This is a genomic window from Methanomassiliicoccales archaeon (assembly GCA_026394395.1).
Taxonomy (GTDB): domain Archaea; phylum Thermoplasmatota; class Thermoplasmata; order Methanomassiliicoccales; family UBA472; genus UBA472.
The window spans coordinates 36,664-52,098 of sequence record JAPKYK010000005.1 but is presented as its reverse complement, the minus strand read 5'-3'; the positions used below and the strand labels follow the sequence as shown (position 1 = coordinate 52,098).

Sequence of the window (15,435 nt, the reverse complement as noted above, 5' to 3'; positions counted from 1 at the left end):
AGAAATGGGTATGATAGGAATATTCGAAACTCGTTAGAGTCGTGGGCAGCTTTACGATTTCGTTATATATTTTTCATTCCAGTTAAGGTTATACATAATTTTTTGAAATGAATACAAATATTTCACGAATGTGCTCATATGAATCGATATCCTTAAATACTATATCTTGATTCCCAGCCTAAAGAGCGCCCGAACAAGGACACCCCCTACTATTCTCCTCCTAAAGGATAGTAAATTTCCACCTTGCGTCCTTGGCGGGCCTCTTTTTTCTCCCACCTTCCTTTTATCTACGTATCCAGCCATTCACGGTCATGAGCTCCCCCATGCGGCTGGGCGCCATGGCCACTCTGCGTGATCACCGGGTCATTTCCGCCCTGAAGGTGGACTTCCTGGAGCTTTTGGTCCTTCCCCAGGACGACTTCTCCCAGGTGGTCAGCTTCTGTGACGGCTTCGACGGCGAGCTTATATTGCACGCCCCCGAGGACCTACCCGACGGCCGCTTCCTGGACCTGTCATCTACCGATCCCAAGACCCGGGAGGACAGCGTCAGGCGCATCAGGGAAGTGACCAAGGCCGGCCAGGATACCGCCCGACCGGTGGTGGTGCACCCCGGCGGGGTGAGCGAGGCGGCCATGGACGCCTCGACCCTGCTGCCTTTGCTCCGCTCCTCCCTGGAGCTCCTTCCGGACTACATCTGGCTGGAGAACATGCCCCTGCATTACCATTACCGCGGGCGGAAGCTGCGCTCCAGCCTGATGCGCACCCCAGCGGAGATGAAGGAGGTGGAGGACCTGGTGGCCGGTTTCACCGTGGACGTGTCCCACGCCTATCTGGGGGTGGAGAGGGACGGGAACGCTAACGTATTGGCGATGTTCAAGGAGCTGGGGGAGGCGGTGCGCCACGTGCACCTTTCCGACGCCCGAAGGCCGGACGTGGAAGGGGTCATGATAGGCGAAGGCGAGGTCGACATGGCCTTCCTCCCGTACCTGCATGGCCTACCGGTCCTGCTGGAGATATGGGACGGGCATCTGGACGGCGGGGCCGGTTTCCGCGAGGCCTTGCGCCGCGTACGTGGCCAGTGAACGGGTCCAGCAGACCACTGGTTCTCCGACAAACCGATAACTTGAAAAAGAGGTATCGAGATAATAGACGATATCAGGGTGCTTGGATTGGACGATGGAGATTTCACCAAGGCTCGCTCGATGCTTTTTCCAAGGCAAGTTCTTGTGGGCCATGACGTCATAGGCACTGTACCCGTTTCGTGTCGGGACTTCGGGCTTAGTGGCACCGCTCTCATCGTCACCGGGGAACGCACCATGAAGGTCGCCGGCAACCTGGTCCGCGATGGCCTTCAGGACAATGGTTATGAGGTGCAGGTGATCAGCGTCGGCGAGGCCAACAACGACAACCTGCAGAAGGTGGAGGAAGCCGCCAAGGCCTGCCACGCCAACTTCCTGCTGGGCGTCGGCGGCGGTTCCAAGATCGACCTGGCCAAGATGACCGCCGCCAGGCTTTCCAAGGAGTTCCTATCTATACCCACGTCCGCCTCTCACGACGGGATTGCGTCCGGACGCGCCAGCATACGCAGCGGAAGCGGACCGATCTCGCACGACGCCAAGGTACCGTTGGCCGTCATCGCCGATACTGGCATCATCGTAAAATCACCATATCGCTTATTGGCCGCAGGGTGCGCCGACGTCATAAGCAACGCCACCGCCCTGATGGACTGGGAATTCGCCCGCCGACTGCGCAACGAGGAGTTCTCCCGTTCAGCCTACGCGCTGGCCAGCTATACTGCGCAGACCATAATCGAGAACGCCGATCTGATGCGGCCCAACCTGGAGGAGAGCGTTTGGCTGGCCATACGCCCCATAATCATCTCCGGGATAAGCATGAGCGTGGCCGGATCGTCGCGACCCACCTCGGGCAGCGAACACATGTTCTCGCACGCTCTGGACATCATAGCGCCGGGAAATGCGCTGCACGGGGATCAGTGCGGGGTAGGCTGCTTAATGATGATGTACCTTCACGGAGGCGATTGGATGCGCATCCGCGAGGCGCTGATGAAGATAGGGGCCCCCACTTCGGCCAAGGAGCTGGGGGTTACCACGGAGCAGGTGATCGAGGCTCTGGTGACCGCTCACCAGATACGCAAGGACCGCTTCACCATATTGGGCATGGGGCTCACCCGGGAAGCGGCCGAGCGCATCGCCACCATCACCAAGGTCATCTAAGCTGGAGGCTCGGAGACATGATCACTGTGATTGGGGAGAGACAGGCCAAGGTCGATGGGCAGTTCATCTACCTGGGACCGTTGACGGATTGCAAGGAGTGCAAGCTCAAGGGGGTATGCTTCAACTTGGACGCCGGGGCGTTGTACCGCATCGTGGAGGTGCGGGACGTGAAGCACGATTGCAAGGTGCACGAGGACGGGGTCCGCGTGGTCAAGGTGGAGAAGGAGAGCATGGAGGGCGCCATCGCCAAGAAAGGAGCTCTCGAAGGCACCACCATCACCTACGAGGTGATCAAATGCGACCACATCGGCTGCGACCACTACCGTCTGTGCCATCCGTTGGGGATCGATAAGGGGCACAAGGCCCGGATCGCCAAGATCGAGGGCGACCTGGAGTGCGCCGAGGGGAAAAGGCTTGTCAAGGTGGTCTTCGAGTAGTTACGAGGCTCAATCACCTTTCCTCATGTCCAATGTGTATGAGATCAACATATGGACGGAGAGGAACAGGGACCCCACGGTCGAGAAGGCAAATAAGCCTTGCAGCACCGGGCCTGGTTTAAAAACGTGAATCTCGTCCCAGCTGCTGTACCAGTTCCCTTCGCGGGTGGTCCATGTTATCGTCCCGTCCAGAGACCATATGGTCAGTCCGGCCAGCAGGGCGGCCAGGAAGCATACGAGATACAATTTGAACTTCCGTATATCCTTTTCGGACATCTTGATTTTCTCGGCATTCTGGTATTGTTCCAAGACCATGCGATACCCCCACCATCGGGCATTATGCCCTCATGTGAAGAAAAACATTGGGGCATTCCATGATGTGAATAAAAGGCAAGGGCGGAAATTGAAAAGAAAGAACGGAGGGAGGGGCTAGAACCTTTCCCCGGTCATCCTTTCGTACATGTCTATGTAGAGCTTGCTGACCTTATCGGCGACGTCCTTCGGCAAAGCCGGAATGTCCGGCTCCGGCCGGTGCTCCTTCCTGGCCTTGTAGAGAGCTTCGTGATAGCCGGTCTCGCGATAGTGCTGGCGGACCATCTCCTTGCTCAGCTCCACGCAATTGCCCTTCTCGTACTCCGCGGCGTCCCACCACCTGTCCTCGTCCAGGGTGCCGAAGGTGTCCACGATCATCAGCTGACGTTTCTCGTCGTAGGCGAACTCCTTCTTGCCGTCCACGTGGATGAGCCCGGCCTTTTTTGCCCGTATGGCAATGAGATCGTCGATCTTGGCGATGGCGGCGAACAGCTCCTGGTACTCCTTTTCCGTCAACCCGGAGATGCGCAGCGCTTCCTCGCGGTCCAGGTTCCGGTCGGTCTCCTCCAGTTTCGTCGTCGCTTCGAAGAACGCTTGGGGCAGCTTCTCCCCGTACTTCAGCGGGTGCCCTTTCGGGAAGCCCAGCTGCTCCATCGAAATCTTCCCTTCCTTCACCCGGTCGTTGAGCGAGCCAGCGTTGTAGTGGCGGCAGATGAGCTCCAGGGGGATCAGGTAGTTGGTGGTTCTGTGGTTCAGCTTGGAATAGTCGGAGATGACGTCCACGCGCTTGACCAGCATCCTGTCCTTCCCGGTCAGTTTGATGAAGTCCGAACGTACTCCATTATCGGCCAGCAGTTTGAACCAGTAGGCAGAGGTGCGGCACAGCACCTCCCCCTTGTACGGTATCTCCGTGGGAATGATCTTATCGAAGACGGAGATGTTGTTGGTGAACTGGAACTCCAGGGTGCGGTCGTCGACCTCGAAGACCTTCTTGACCTTGCCCACGCGGAATAGCTTCATCGCTTCAGCTAACGCGAACCGGCGAATAAATCTTACCTAGAACTCCGAGCCAACGTGCACTTCTAGCCCTTTGGCCCCGATGGAGTAGGGGGTGATCTTGCGCGAGTGATCCGTGCGGCGCATCTTGATTATGCGCAGGGAGAGCAGCAGCTCGTGGCGGTCCTGCAGCTCCAGGTAGCGGAGCGAGATGACGCCGTCGGCCACGTACTCGATGAGACCGTCCCTGGAGGCGAAGGGATTGTCGTCCTTGACCTCCGCCGTCATGATGAGCGTGGCCCCGGTCCTCTTGACCATCTGGGCCAAATTGAAGAGATTGCTGCGCCTCTCATGATCGGTGTCGAAGAGCAAGTTGAGCAGGGAGACCGAATCGATGACGATGCGCGACGCTCCGAACTTCTTGATGAAATCAGGCAGCTCGCTCTTTATTCTCTGGATGGTGACCTTGGCGTCGGTGGGCTCCAGTTTCACTAACTCCATCTGCTTGGCCGCCATCTTCCCCTGCAGGTCCCAACCGTGGGCGGCCGCGTCGGCCAAGATGGACTCCCTGTCCTCCTCCAATGTGATGTAGATACACTTCTCTCCCTCCAGCAGCCCCTGGTTCAGGAACTGCAGGCCGAGGGTGGTCTTGCCGGTACCGAAGGAGCCCATGACCACCACCGTGGAACCTTTGGGTATCCCCCCGTACAGCATCTCGTCCAGCCCGCTTACTCCCGTCTTGACCTTGTCCATTCCCATCACCCTACCCTTTCCGTATCGATGATCACCAGGCCGGCCTGCGCCGTGACCACCGTGGCGAATCTGGCGATGCGCTCCTTGTCCAGGTGCGGCAATATGCTCATGAACTTCTCCACGTACATGTACCTCTGGCGGCGGGAGGACTGCACGAACTTGGACCACTCGAAGACCAGCGCCCCGTCCACCGAGTCCATGATCAACTTCTCCTTCCTGGTGTCCACGATGTCCTTGGTCAGCAACAGGTAGATGACGCCCTTCCAGCGCTTGGCCATGCGCTGCATGCCCCGCAGGACCGCCACCATGTCCATCTCGTTGATGCCGGTGTTGACCACCAGGTCGGTCAGCGAATCGATGATGACCATACTGTCGTGGGCGTTGTTGTCCAGGTAATCGACCAACGCCTCGAGGGTGTTCTGCTCTCCGTCATCGATGAACAGCCCTTCGGAGGTCTCCCCGGTCCAGCTGCGCGGGACCATGGTGTTGCGGAAGTACTGCTTGGAGAAATCCTTGAACTCAACGTTCCTCTCGAAGGCCCCGTAGAAATCGGGGTTGAAAGAGGTCTTGATCTCCTGCAATATATCCTCCTGGGAGCGGGCGAAGGTCACATAACAGATCTTCTTGGGCAGCATCCTCTGCCCTACCCGATGACCAAGGTAATAGTCGCCCGAGCTGGGGTTCTCCTTGACCAGGGACAGCTTGGCGGCCGAGGTCAGAACGTACTCCTGCTGCCCCGCGCCGAGGTCCCCCATGAGGAGGATGACCGAACCGACCGGAATTCCGCCTTTAATTATGCTATCAAAATCGGAGACGCCACTGGGGATCCTTTTGACCGAGCCGTCCATTCGTGCACCCTACCTGGCGTGCATTAAGATATGACCATATAGTTTTATTGTGGACGGATCGTAAATGTTCACGCCGGACTGTGGTTAAAAAGGAATGGCGGCCGACCCCTCGTTCAATCGCTGTCCGCCCAGCAATCCACCGCGCAGGTCCCGTCGAACTCGAAAGTGATGATCAGCCGGTTCATCTTCTCGTACCCGTCGTAGACGTCCGTTCCCGCCGTCGGTCCCAGCGTGGCCCGGAGAGAATCGCCCTGGTCCACGAAGTACAGCGACCTCCAGGAGGAGCTGATGGTGTCGTAGTAATAGCATTCCACGTCGTCCACGGAGATGCCGGTGCGGGTTATGGAGAAGAAGACGCGGACGCCGTTCCCCTCGGCCAGGCCGACCACCTTGATCCCCAGGTCATATTCCACTCCTTTGACGACCTCCGGGGGGAGGTGGGGGTGCTCGATGGTCCCGCCCAAACCGTTCGTATCGATCTCCTCGAGGGTCACGCTGACCACGGCATCCTCGGTCGGGGGGACCAGCTGGTCGTGCAAGGCCCCGGCGGCGAAGTAGGCCGTGGAGATGAGTATGGCGGACATGGCCACGGCCAGGATGATCGGTTTCAGGGCGTTCGGGAATTTCATGAGGACCCCATTGCCAGCCTGAAGCAGGGCTTTCGGGCCTCGGTGTTCAGGAGGAGCGGACGGTAGAAATGATTTACCTGCTGATTTATAATCTTGCCTTTCTGTACCATATCAAGGTCAAGGGATGAAATCGAAGGCCAACTGAAGGGATTCGTTGGCGGCCTGTTCCTTGATGCTCTCCCGGCTCCCTTCGAACTCCATCTTGAAGAAGATGCGCTCCTCCTGGTAGGAGAGGGCGACGTAGACCAGACCGACCGGCTTGTCCTCCGTCCCCCCGCTCGGTCCGGCGATGCCGGATACGGCCACGCCGATGTCCGCGTTGAATATCCTGACCACGCCTTCGACCATCTCCTTGACGCATTCCGGGCTGACCGCTCCGTGCTCCCTAATGGTCACCTGCGAGACGCCGAGAAGGTTCTTCTTGGAGTCATCGCTGTAGACCACCACCCCGCCGCGGAAGACATCGGAGCAGCCTGGAACGTTAGTCAGCAGATCACAGATGCGCCCGCCGGTGCAGGACTCGGCCACGGCGATGGTGAGTCCCCCCTTCCTCAGCTTGTCCAGCACCTCAGTCCCCAGCATCCCCTTCCCCCTGCCCGACCAGGTCTCTCATGCGCCTTACGCCGTCGATGGAATCGATCACGTCGGCCACGGCCGCGGGAACGAACTGGCGCCAGTCGTCCCCGGACATCATCCTCTTCCTTATCTCCGTGCCCGAATAGTGCTCCCGGTTGAACATGGGAGAGGCCACGACATCGTAGCCGGCCTCGGAGAACAGCCGCTTGGTGAGGGGATTGTTGGTGTAGACCCTCTCGAACGGGGGCACCATGGAGCGTACGTGGGACACCCAGACGCCGTACTGGTTGATGTCCACGATGGGCACCAGGAAATAGTCCCTTATGCCCTCCTCGCGCAGGGCGCGGGAGATCATGAGGTGTCTCTCACCGGCGGTGAAGGGATTGTCCAGGGTGTGGGAGATCTGCGCGCTGCCTATGCCGATGATGAGCTCGTCGCATTCCCGGGAGATCTTGCGCACGACCTCCAGGTGCCCGTTGTGGAAGGGCTGGAAGCGGCCGATAAGCAGGCAGTCCATGCATTTGACGTCGCTCATGTCGTGGCGCTATCCGGTTGGAGCGATAAAAACCCTTGCCATTGTGATTTGGAAAAGAAGAAGATGGAAGGGGTTTACTGCGTGACCGGCTTGGCCATCGGGGGCTTCAGGACGCTGCCCATCTCCACCAGGGCGGCCAACTTCTTCAGTAGTCCGTCCTTCTTGGTTCCGCTCACCAGAGCGTAGGAGAGGACCTCGCCCATGTTGGTCACCGGTATGATCTCGATTTTGCCGATGTAGCGCTCCTCGAGAATCACGTCGAACTGGTTGGCCTTGGGTATTATCACGCGCTTTATCCCGGACTCGGCCGCAGCCTCGATCTTGGCGGTGACGCCTCCGACCGGAAGAACCTGTCCCCTGACGCTCAGGGAGCCGGTCATGGCCACCGTCTGGTCGACGGGCACGTCCTCCAAGGCGGAGATGACCGCCGTGGCTATGGAAACGGAGGCGGAATCGCCCTCCACGCCGTCGTAGGTCCCGATGAACTGAATATGCACGTCATGGTTGCTTATGTCCTCGCCGGTATACTTCTTGATGATGGCGGAGACGTTCTGCACCGCCTCCTTGGCGATCTCTCCCAGCTTCCCGGTGGCGATGATCTGCCCGCCGTTCTTGGTCTGGGCCGGAGTGACCTCGGCGACGATGGGGAGGACTATCCCGGACAGCTCGGACATGCTAGACGAGGAGTTCATAGCCGCCAGGCCGTTGACCACGCCCACGGCACCGCCCTCTATGGAGAAGGACTTGTAGAGCTTGTGGGCCTGGATGTAGCGGTCCACGATCTGCTGCTCCAGGGAGCGAGCCGTCTTCTTGGCCCTTATGACCTGCTCTTGGGTGACGATGGGGCTGCCCTCTTCCCGGGCAATGTCCCCGGCCACCCGGACCAGACCGCCCAGTTCCCTGAGGCGGAGGGTCAGCTGACCGCGCCTACCGGCGCGCCGCTGCGCTTCCTTGACGATCTCGAGCACCGCCTTCTTGTCGAAGTGCGGTATCTTCTTGTCCTTGGCGACCTCTTGAGCGACAAAGCGTATGAGCTTGGTGCGGTTCTCCAGGGTGTCGTCCATAGTGGAGCGCATGTACACCTCGTAACCGTAGCCACGGATGCGGGAGCGCAGCGCGGGGTGCATGCCCTGAACGGCGTCCATGTTGCCCGCGCACACCAATATGAAGTCGCATGGGACAGCTTCAGACTTCACCATGGCCCCGCTGCTCCTCTCGCTCTGCCCGGTGATGCTGAACTTGCCCTCCTGCAGGGCGGTCAGGAGCGACTGCTGGGACTCCATCCTCAGCATGTTGATCTCGTCGATGAACAGCACGCCCTTGGACGCCTTGTGTATGGCGCCGACCTCCAGACGCTCGTGGGCCGGGGTCTCCAGGCCTCCGCTCTGGAACGGGTCGTGCTTGACGTCGCCTAGCAGGGCGCCGGCGTGCGCTCCGGTGGCGTCAATGAACGGTATGGACTCGCCTTCGGTGTGGGTGATCAGCAGCTTGGGCACCATGAAGTCCTCCTTGCTCACGCCGATGTACCTGGTGGCGAAGAATATCATGGCCGCGGCCATGATGCCGAACAGCAGGATCATGGGGTCATGGTTTGAAGACTGTAAGTACAATAAGATGCTGAGGACGACCACCATCAGCACGATGGCGGTGACCATGGAGGTCTTCTGGGACTTTTTCGCCAACGCCTCGCGCTTCTGGGCGGTGACGATCTCCTTGCCCTTGCCCGCGGGAACGGTGCGGATGCGGGGCTCGTTGGTGTCCTCGGCGTTGTGATAGGCTATGACGTCCTGCAGCTCGTTCTTGGGCAGGTACTCGGTCATGGCCCGGGCCAGCATAGACTTGCCAGTGCCCGGCTCGCCGATCAGCATGACGTGGCGCTTCTGCTCCGCCGCCTTGCGCACCACCTCCACCGCCGATTCCTGACCGATGACCTGTTCCGAAAGCTTCTCAGGTATCTTGATATCGGCCGTGGTAGTGAATTCCTGGGTCTCTATCCAGGTTTCCACGTCGGGTTGCGTCACCACCGTATCTTTTTCTTCTTCAGCCATGTTTAACCCTACACGTCAAAACGAACCCATGCAAGCGCTGCTATATAAATCAATTCCTCGCAATCAGCGGAATTGTTGCTGTGCCAGCCTTGGTTCGCCTCCGATGATAAGCTACTCGTCCACTAGGGCTTAAAATGTTCCATCCGAGATGTAACGATGTAGGATGACGGGACCAGCCTGATCACGTTGCACGTCCGGGCTATGATAATTGTAATAACCCTTCGGGCTATGCCCTATCACCACCCATGTCCGACTGGAAGAGCGAGCTGCCGCACGGCGTCATCGAAATTCTGCAGGAGGAGGGCATTACCGCTCTCTACCCGCCGCAGGAGAAGTCCGTACCGTTCGCCTTGGCCGGAAAGAACCTGGTGCTGGCCGTTCCCACGGCCTCGGGCAAATCACTGGTAGCGTACCTGGCGGCGGTGAAGCGCGTGCTGCACGACGCTGGGAAGGTCCTCTACATCGTTCCGCTGCGCGCCCTCGCCGCAGAGAAGTACGAGGAGCTGAAGCGCTTCGAGCGCCTGGGGCTCAAGGTCGGCATGTCCATCGGCGACTACGACGAGGTGGACAAGGGCATCGATCAGCTGGATATTTTGGTCGCTACGTCGGAGAAGGCGGACGCCATCATGCGCCATCGTTCCGACTGGATAAGAGCGATCTCCCTGGTGGTGGCGGACGAGGTCCACTTGATGAACGACCCGGACCGTGGCCCGACCCTGGAGATTACCCTTACCAAGATGAGGATGCTGAACCCCCGCATGCAGGTGCTGGCATTGTCGGCTACCGTGGCCAACTCCCGGGAGATGGCCGAGTGGCTGGACGCCGAGCACGTGGCCAGCGAGTGGCGCCCGGTCAAGCTGAAGGAGGGCGTGTTCTTCGAGAATACCATCAACTTTACGGACAACAGCCACCGGCCGGTGCGTCCGCTGGGCGATACCGTTTGGTCGTTGGTCAAGGACACTATGGACGAGGGCGGGCAAGCCCTCGTCTTCGTCAACACTCGCAAGTCCACGGAGACGCTGGCGGTGCGCTTCTCCCGTCTGAACAAGGAGAAGGGGGAGTCCCAGGTCAAGGAGGAGCTGGAGGAAGCGTTCCGCGAAGAGCAGACCTCCATCGGCTCCTCGCTGAAAGAGTGCATGAAGCACGGCATGGCCTTTCATAACGCGGCCCTGAGCAACGAGCAACGCCGGACGGTGGAGCGGTTCTTCAAGGCCGGGAAGATCAAGTGCATCGTAGCCACCCCGACCCTGGCCGCGGGCATCAACCTACCAGCCAGGAGGGTCATCGTCCGCGACGTCACCCGCTTCGAGGGTGGCGGAAATGTTCCAATATCGGTAATGGAGGTCAAGCAGATGTGCGGCCGGGCCGGCCGCCCCCGTTACGACCCCTATGGCGAGGCGGTGCTCCTGGCGTCCACCGTCGAACAGAGCCACGCCCTCTTCGAGAACTACCTGTTGGGGGAGCCGGAGGACGTGACCTCCAAGGTAGGCAACGAGCACGTGCTGCGCGGGCACATCCTGGCTCTTATCGCTACTGAGACCGCCAACACCCGCAAGGGGCTGATGGACTTCCTGCGCAGGACTTTCTTCTGCCATCAGCGCGGCGACGCCGGGGTGCAGGAGGCGGTGGAGAACATCGTGCGGTACCTGTTCAAGGAGGACATGGTCCGCTGCCCGGGGATCGACTTCCTGGCCGCTGAGGAGGAAGCGGACCTCAAGGCCACCTTCTTCGGCCGTCGCGTCTCCGACCTGTACATCGACCCCGTTTCGGCCGTCAAGCTGCGGGACGCCCTGCTGTCCTACACCCCGGGGAAGAGGGACCTGGGCTTCCTGCACGCCGTGTGCGCCACCCCGGACATGCTGAGCCTGTATCTCAAGAGGGACGACCCGGAGATACTGGACGACATACTGCTGCAGAGGACCGCCGAGCTGCTGTTCCCCGTCCCGGACCTGGACTCCCCGGACCATGACTACTTCCTCTCCGAGCTGAAGACCGCCCTGGTGCTCGATTCCTGGATCGAGGAGCAGGACGAGGACACTATGCTGAAAGCGTTCGGCATCGGTCCGGGCGACCTGCACAGCAAGGTGGAGGTGGGCGAGTGGCTGCTGTACTCCATGCGGGAGCTCAGCAACATCTACAACAAGGACTGCTACCCGGTGCTGACCAAGCTCATGACCCGCATGAAATATGGGGTGAAGGACGAGCTCCTGGAGCTGGTGACGCTGAAGGGCGTGGGTCGGGTCAGGGCCAGATCGCTGTTCAAGAAAGGATTCGTCTCGCTAACCGTGCTAAAGGAAGCTCAGGTTCAGGACATCGCCAAGGTCATCGGCATCGGCGAGCTGCTGGCGCAGCGTATAAAGTCGCAGGTGGATCCCCTGTTCGTCCCGGAGAAGAAGAACAACGCGAAAGCCATGGAACCGGAGCCGAAGGAGCCGCCGGCCAGGCCGGGGCAGACCAAGCTGTTCGATTTTTAAGAGCGTACCATCAGAAGTCGGTGATGGCCCTGGTCACGTAGAACGTGCCTTCCTTGAAGTAGAAGGAGAAGTAGCTGCTGGAGTGGTCCGTCTCCCTCATCTTGACCACGCGCAGGCGTCTCTGGACCTCGATCTCGCCGACCTCCACCATCTTCAGGTGGATGATGCCGTCGGCCAGGAAGTCGGTGTCCCCGGAGCCGTAGTACTGGTATTGCCCCACGGGCATCTCGGCGATCACGAATGTCGTCACTTCGGTAGAGCGCAGCCACTCAAAGAGACGGAAGATCTCCTCCCGGGGCTGTTCGAACTTGGCGACCAGCTCCAGGGCGCCCAGAGAATCTATCACCAGGACATTGTAATTGAGGCGCTTCTTGCTCTCCTCCACTGCGAAGCGAAAGGTGTCGAACCAGCCCCCGCTCTGGGCCTGCAAACGGATCTCTCCGAGGTCCAGGACCTCGACCAATCCTTGGGAGTCGCCCGGCATCCTCAGGTAGTCCATCTGGCGCATCAGCGACGGCTTGTTCTGTTCCAGGGAGATATATAGACCGCGGACGCCTTCGCGCACCGCGTTCATGTGCAGGATGTAGTAGGCCAGCGAGGACTTCATGGTCCCGGCGGCCCCGGAGACCATGACGATGTTCCCCTTCGGAATGCCCCCGGACAAGTTCTCGTCCAAACCGTTGACGAACGTCCTGATCCTGGACCTCTCCATGCTCTCCCCTCTTCTGTATGATTATTCGAGAATTTATATATTGATACTGCGAGCGCTCATTCGGCTATGGCCTGGCGCACCGCTTCGGCCGTCGCTTGCGTCTTTATCAGCTTGCCGCAATTGGCCATGACCGTGTCCGGGTCCTTCAGCACGTGTCCGGTACACACGCATACGACCTTCTCTCGGCGGCTGATCTTGCCTTCTTCCAGCAGTTTCTTGACCCCGGCCAGCGCAGCGGCGGAGGCCGGCTCCACGCCCACGCCCTCCTTCCTTCCCAGGAGGAACTGCGCTTCGATTATCTCCCGGTCCGATACAGCGGTCATCACGCCGCCGGTGTCGTATACCGCCTTCAGCGCCTTACGGCCGGAAGCGGGGTTCCCGATGCGTATGGCCGTGGCCACCGTCTCCGGGTCCTTGATCGGCTTGAAGTCCTCCTGCCCGTGGGCGAAGGAGTTGACCAACGGAGCGCTTCCGCCGGCCTGGACGCCTGTAAGAATCGGTAATTCATCAATCCATCCCAATGACTGCCACTCCTTGAGCGCCTTGTACGCCGCCCAGATGTTGGCGGCGTTGCCCACCGGGTACACGATGCGGTCGGGCATCTGGAAGTCCAGCTGATCCAGTATCTCGAACGCGAGCGTTTTCTGCCCTTCCGGCCGGAAGGGGTTCACCGAGTTCAGCATGTACAGGTCGCCGGCGCGGGCCAGCTCCTTTACCACTCTCAGGGCGTCATCGAAGTTGCCGTCCACGGTGACCACCTTGGCGCCGAAGAACATGGCCTGGGCCAGTTTTCCCAAGGCCACCTTCCCTGAGGGAAGGATAACTACACATTTCAGCCCGGCCTTGGCCGCGTACGCCGCCAGCGAAGCGGAGGTGTTGCCGGTGGAGGCGCAGCCCACCACCTTGCATCCCAGCTCGACCGCCTTGCTGACGCCCACGGTCATGCCCCGGTCCTTGAAGGAGCCGGTAGGGTTCGCTCCCTCGAACTTGACGTATAGGTTGTGTACGCCGTACTCCTCGGCCATCTTCTCGCAGTTGTATAGTGGCGTGCCGCCCTCCTGTAATGTTATAGGTTCCGATCTGATCGGTAGGAAGTGCGCGTAGCGCCAGACGCCTATGGGCCTGGTCCGCAGGTCCTGGGGGGCCGTTCCCTCCAGATGAGATAAATCCATCTCCACGGTCAGCGAACCGTGGCAGCTGGGGCAGGCGTCCAGGAAGTGGTTGTCTATCTCCTTCCCGCATTCCCAGCATTTGACCTGATATTTCATCAATCCACCAGCTTGCAGCCCTCTCCGACGGAGGTGACCCAGCAGAAGGTCTCCACCCCGCGCTTCTCGTAGAAGTTCTGCACGGCGTGGGCGATGTCCAGCCCGTCCACCTTGTCCATGTTGTAGAAGGCGGCCACGCAGGGACCGGAACCGCCTAGGAACGCGGCCATGGCCCCGGCGTCCACGGCGGCCTTCTCCGCTTCCTTCAGGAAGGGCACCAGGGGCGCCCGGGCCGGTTCCACGATGACGTCCTCTATGGAGCGGGCGATCATGTCCAGGTCCCCCAGGACCATGCCGGCCACCAGGGACGAGGCGTGCCCCACCTGGTGTATGACGTCGACCATGGGGACCTTCAGCGGCACCTTCTTGCGCGCCTCGCGGGTGGGCACGGCGAACTCCGGTAACGATGCGACGATGCCCAGGTTCTTCGGCGGCTCCAAATGAATGACGTCCATCGGCTCGTAGGAACGGATGATGGTGAAACCGCCCATCAGGGCCGGGGCGGCGTTGTCGGCGTGCCTGCTTCCGGACGATGCTTCTTCACCGAAGGAGGCGCAGCAGATGAGCTGGTTGGTGTTGAGCGGTTTTTCGAGCAGTAGGTTGGCGGCGTAGGCCCCGCCGGCGGCGGAGGCCCCGGACGATCCCATGCCTGAGGCCGGCCGTATGCCCTTGTTAATCTTCATGACGATGCCGAAGTCGGCCTTGGACACCTTGAGCACCTTGTTGGCCGCTACGGCCGCAGTGTTCTTGGTGTTGTCCACGCTGACGGCGTAGGCGCCTATGCCGACTATGGACTCGACGTGCACGCCCGGCTCGCTGGTCCTGCGCACTTCGATGCGGTCAAAGGGTTCCTTGAGGGCGATGCCGAAGACGTCGAAGCCCGGTCCGACGTTGGCTATGCTGGCAGGAGCTCTTACTGTAACGCGGTCTAATGACATGGTAATCTCGCTCTCCAATCACTGGTTGACACCTCATACCCTGTAGTGTTTTAAACATTTTCAGCCCCACGCCCTTTCCGCTCGATGCATGACGGGGCGATGGTTTAATCTCCCGGATACGGATGCCGAGGCCATGTCCTGCACCGTCGCTGGAGCCTACATGGGGGAGGGGGGCAGCAACGCCCTGCTCAAGCGCGCTTCCACCATGAAGGTCGAGGTGGCCCTGCTGGACGCCGACAAGGTGTGCGGCGCCGACCATCTGTCATCGGCGGTGCTGCACGCCCGGCGCGCTTTCGAGAGAGGGGAGAACGCCTCCAACACCTTGAGCATGGAAGTGATCCTCTACGCCTCGGGCGAGCGCCAGATATCCAAGGCTAAGAATAAGATGGGGCTGCGCCAGGGCACGGAGCGGGTGGCTGTCGTGTTATTGTCGCTCGGAGACCTGGACCAGGTGCTTTCGGACCTGGGCCTCAGACGCGACGATTCCCTGCTGGACTGCACGCTGGAGAAGGGGGCCGCCTACGGCATAGACCCGGCGGAGCTGAGGACCTTAGGAGAGACGCTCCTGCCGGAGCTGGTCCTGGAGAAGGTGGCCTTCGTGGACCTGATCAAGCGTTAAATGGAGGAAATCATTTAATGTTCAGTAAATTATTTCAACTGTTGAATTAAGGACGG

At 60.0% G+C, this 15,435-nt stretch carries 16 protein-coding genes; 5 read left to right on the top strand and 11 right to left on the bottom strand.

Annotation, left to right across the window (positions count from 1 at the left end):
* Positions 1-311: 311 nt before the first annotated feature.
* The 3 genes from NT131_07280 (at position 312) to NT131_07270 (ending at position 2,671) form a co-directional block, all read left to right on the top strand.
* A complete protein-coding gene (locus NT131_07280; protein MCX6651438.1) occupies positions 312-1,082 on the top strand; it encodes a TIM barrel protein in 771 nt (256 codons plus the stop codon).
* Positions 1,083-1,160: 78 nt separating this feature from the next.
* A complete protein-coding gene (locus tag NT131_07275) occupies positions 1,161-2,234 on the top strand; it encodes an NAD(P)-dependent glycerol-1-phosphate dehydrogenase (GenBank protein ID MCX6651437.1) in 1,074 nt (357 codons plus the stop codon).
* 17 nt (positions 2,235-2,251) lie between these two features.
* Positions 2,252-2,671: a UPF0179 family protein gene (locus NT131_07270; GenBank protein MCX6651436.1), complete on the top strand. Its 420-nt coding sequence runs from the start codon at positions 2,252-2,254 to the stop codon at positions 2,669-2,671.
* Between the two features lie 9 nt (positions 2,672-2,680).
* Here NT131_07270 and NT131_07265 read toward each other — a convergent pair whose 3' ends face one another.
* The 8 genes from NT131_07265 to lonB form a co-directional block, all read right to left on the bottom strand.
* On the bottom strand, positions 2,681-2,986 hold the full coding sequence (locus NT131_07265; GenBank protein MCX6651435.1) for a hypothetical protein: 306 nt from the start codon (positions 2,984-2,986) through the stop codon (positions 2,681-2,683).
* A 114-nt stretch (positions 2,987-3,100) separates the two neighbouring features.
* A complete protein-coding gene (locus NT131_07260; GenBank protein MCX6651434.1) occupies positions 3,101-4,003 on the bottom strand; it encodes a phosphoribosylaminoimidazolesuccinocarboxamide synthase in 903 nt (300 codons plus the stop codon).
* Between the two features lie 36 nt (positions 4,004-4,039).
* The gene (locus tag NT131_07255) at positions 4,040-4,732 is read right to left on the bottom strand and encodes a KaiC domain-containing protein (protein ID MCX6651433.1); all 693 of its coding nucleotides are present in this window, start codon (positions 4,730-4,732) and stop codon (positions 4,040-4,042) included.
* A gap of 5 nt (positions 4,733-4,737) precedes the next feature.
* Positions 4,738-5,580: a hypothetical protein gene (locus tag NT131_07250; GenBank protein ID MCX6651432.1), complete on the bottom strand. Its 843-nt coding sequence runs from the start codon at positions 5,578-5,580 to the stop codon at positions 4,738-4,740.
* Positions 5,581-5,693: 113 nt separating this feature from the next.
* Entirely contained in the window at positions 5,694-6,209 is a 516-nt protein-coding gene (locus NT131_07245; GenBank protein ID MCX6651431.1) for a hypothetical protein, read from the bottom strand.
* 117 nt (positions 6,210-6,326) lie between these two features.
* On the bottom strand, positions 6,327-6,791 hold the full coding sequence (locus NT131_07240; GenBank protein MCX6651430.1) for a CinA family protein: 465 nt from the start codon (positions 6,789-6,791) through the stop codon (positions 6,327-6,329).
* Positions 6,778-7,320, bottom strand: a complete 543-nt coding sequence (locus NT131_07235; protein MCX6651429.1) for a nicotinamide-nucleotide adenylyltransferase — start codon at positions 7,318-7,320, stop codon at positions 6,778-6,780. The genes NT131_07240 and NT131_07235 overlap by 14 nt, the downstream gene beginning before the upstream one ends.
* 74 nt (positions 7,321-7,394) lie before the next feature.
* Positions 7,395-9,368, bottom strand: coding sequence for an ATP-dependent protease LonB (gene lonB / locus NT131_07230; GenBank protein MCX6651428.1), 1,974 nt, complete (start codon positions 9,366-9,368; stop codon positions 7,395-7,397).
* 245 nt (positions 9,369-9,613) lie between these two features.
* Here lonB and NT131_07225 point away from each other — a divergent pair, with 245 nt between their 5' ends.
* A complete protein-coding gene (locus NT131_07225; protein ID MCX6651427.1) occupies positions 9,614-11,842 on the top strand; it encodes a DEAD/DEAH box helicase in 2,229 nt (742 codons plus the stop codon).
* Positions 11,843-11,852: 10 nt separating this feature from the next.
* Here NT131_07225 and NT131_07220 read toward each other — a convergent pair whose 3' ends face one another.
* From NT131_07220 to NT131_07210, 3 genes are read right to left on the bottom strand one after another with little or no spacing between them, the layout of a single operon-like run.
* Complete coding sequence (locus NT131_07220; GenBank protein ID MCX6651426.1) at positions 11,853-12,554, bottom strand: hypothetical protein; 702 nt, start codon at positions 12,552-12,554, stop codon at positions 11,853-11,855.
* Positions 12,555-12,610: 56 nt separating this feature from the next.
* On the bottom strand, positions 12,611-13,822 hold the full coding sequence (gene thrC / locus NT131_07215) for a threonine synthase (protein MCX6651425.1): 1,212 nt from the start codon (positions 13,820-13,822) through the stop codon (positions 12,611-12,613).
* Positions 13,822-14,760, bottom strand: coding sequence for a homoserine kinase (locus NT131_07210; GenBank protein ID MCX6651424.1), 939 nt, complete (start codon positions 14,758-14,760; stop codon positions 13,822-13,824). Before NT131_07210 ends, thrC begins: the two co-directional genes overlap by 1 nt.
* Before the next feature lie 133 nt (positions 14,761-14,893).
* On the opposite strand from NT131_07210, the gene cgi121 reads away from it, so the two are divergent.
* Positions 14,894-15,379: a KEOPS complex subunit Cgi121 gene (gene cgi121 / locus NT131_07205; protein ID MCX6651423.1), complete on the top strand. Its 486-nt coding sequence runs from the start codon at positions 14,894-14,896 to the stop codon at positions 15,377-15,379.
* The last annotated feature ends 56 nt before the right edge of the window (positions 15,380-15,435 follow it).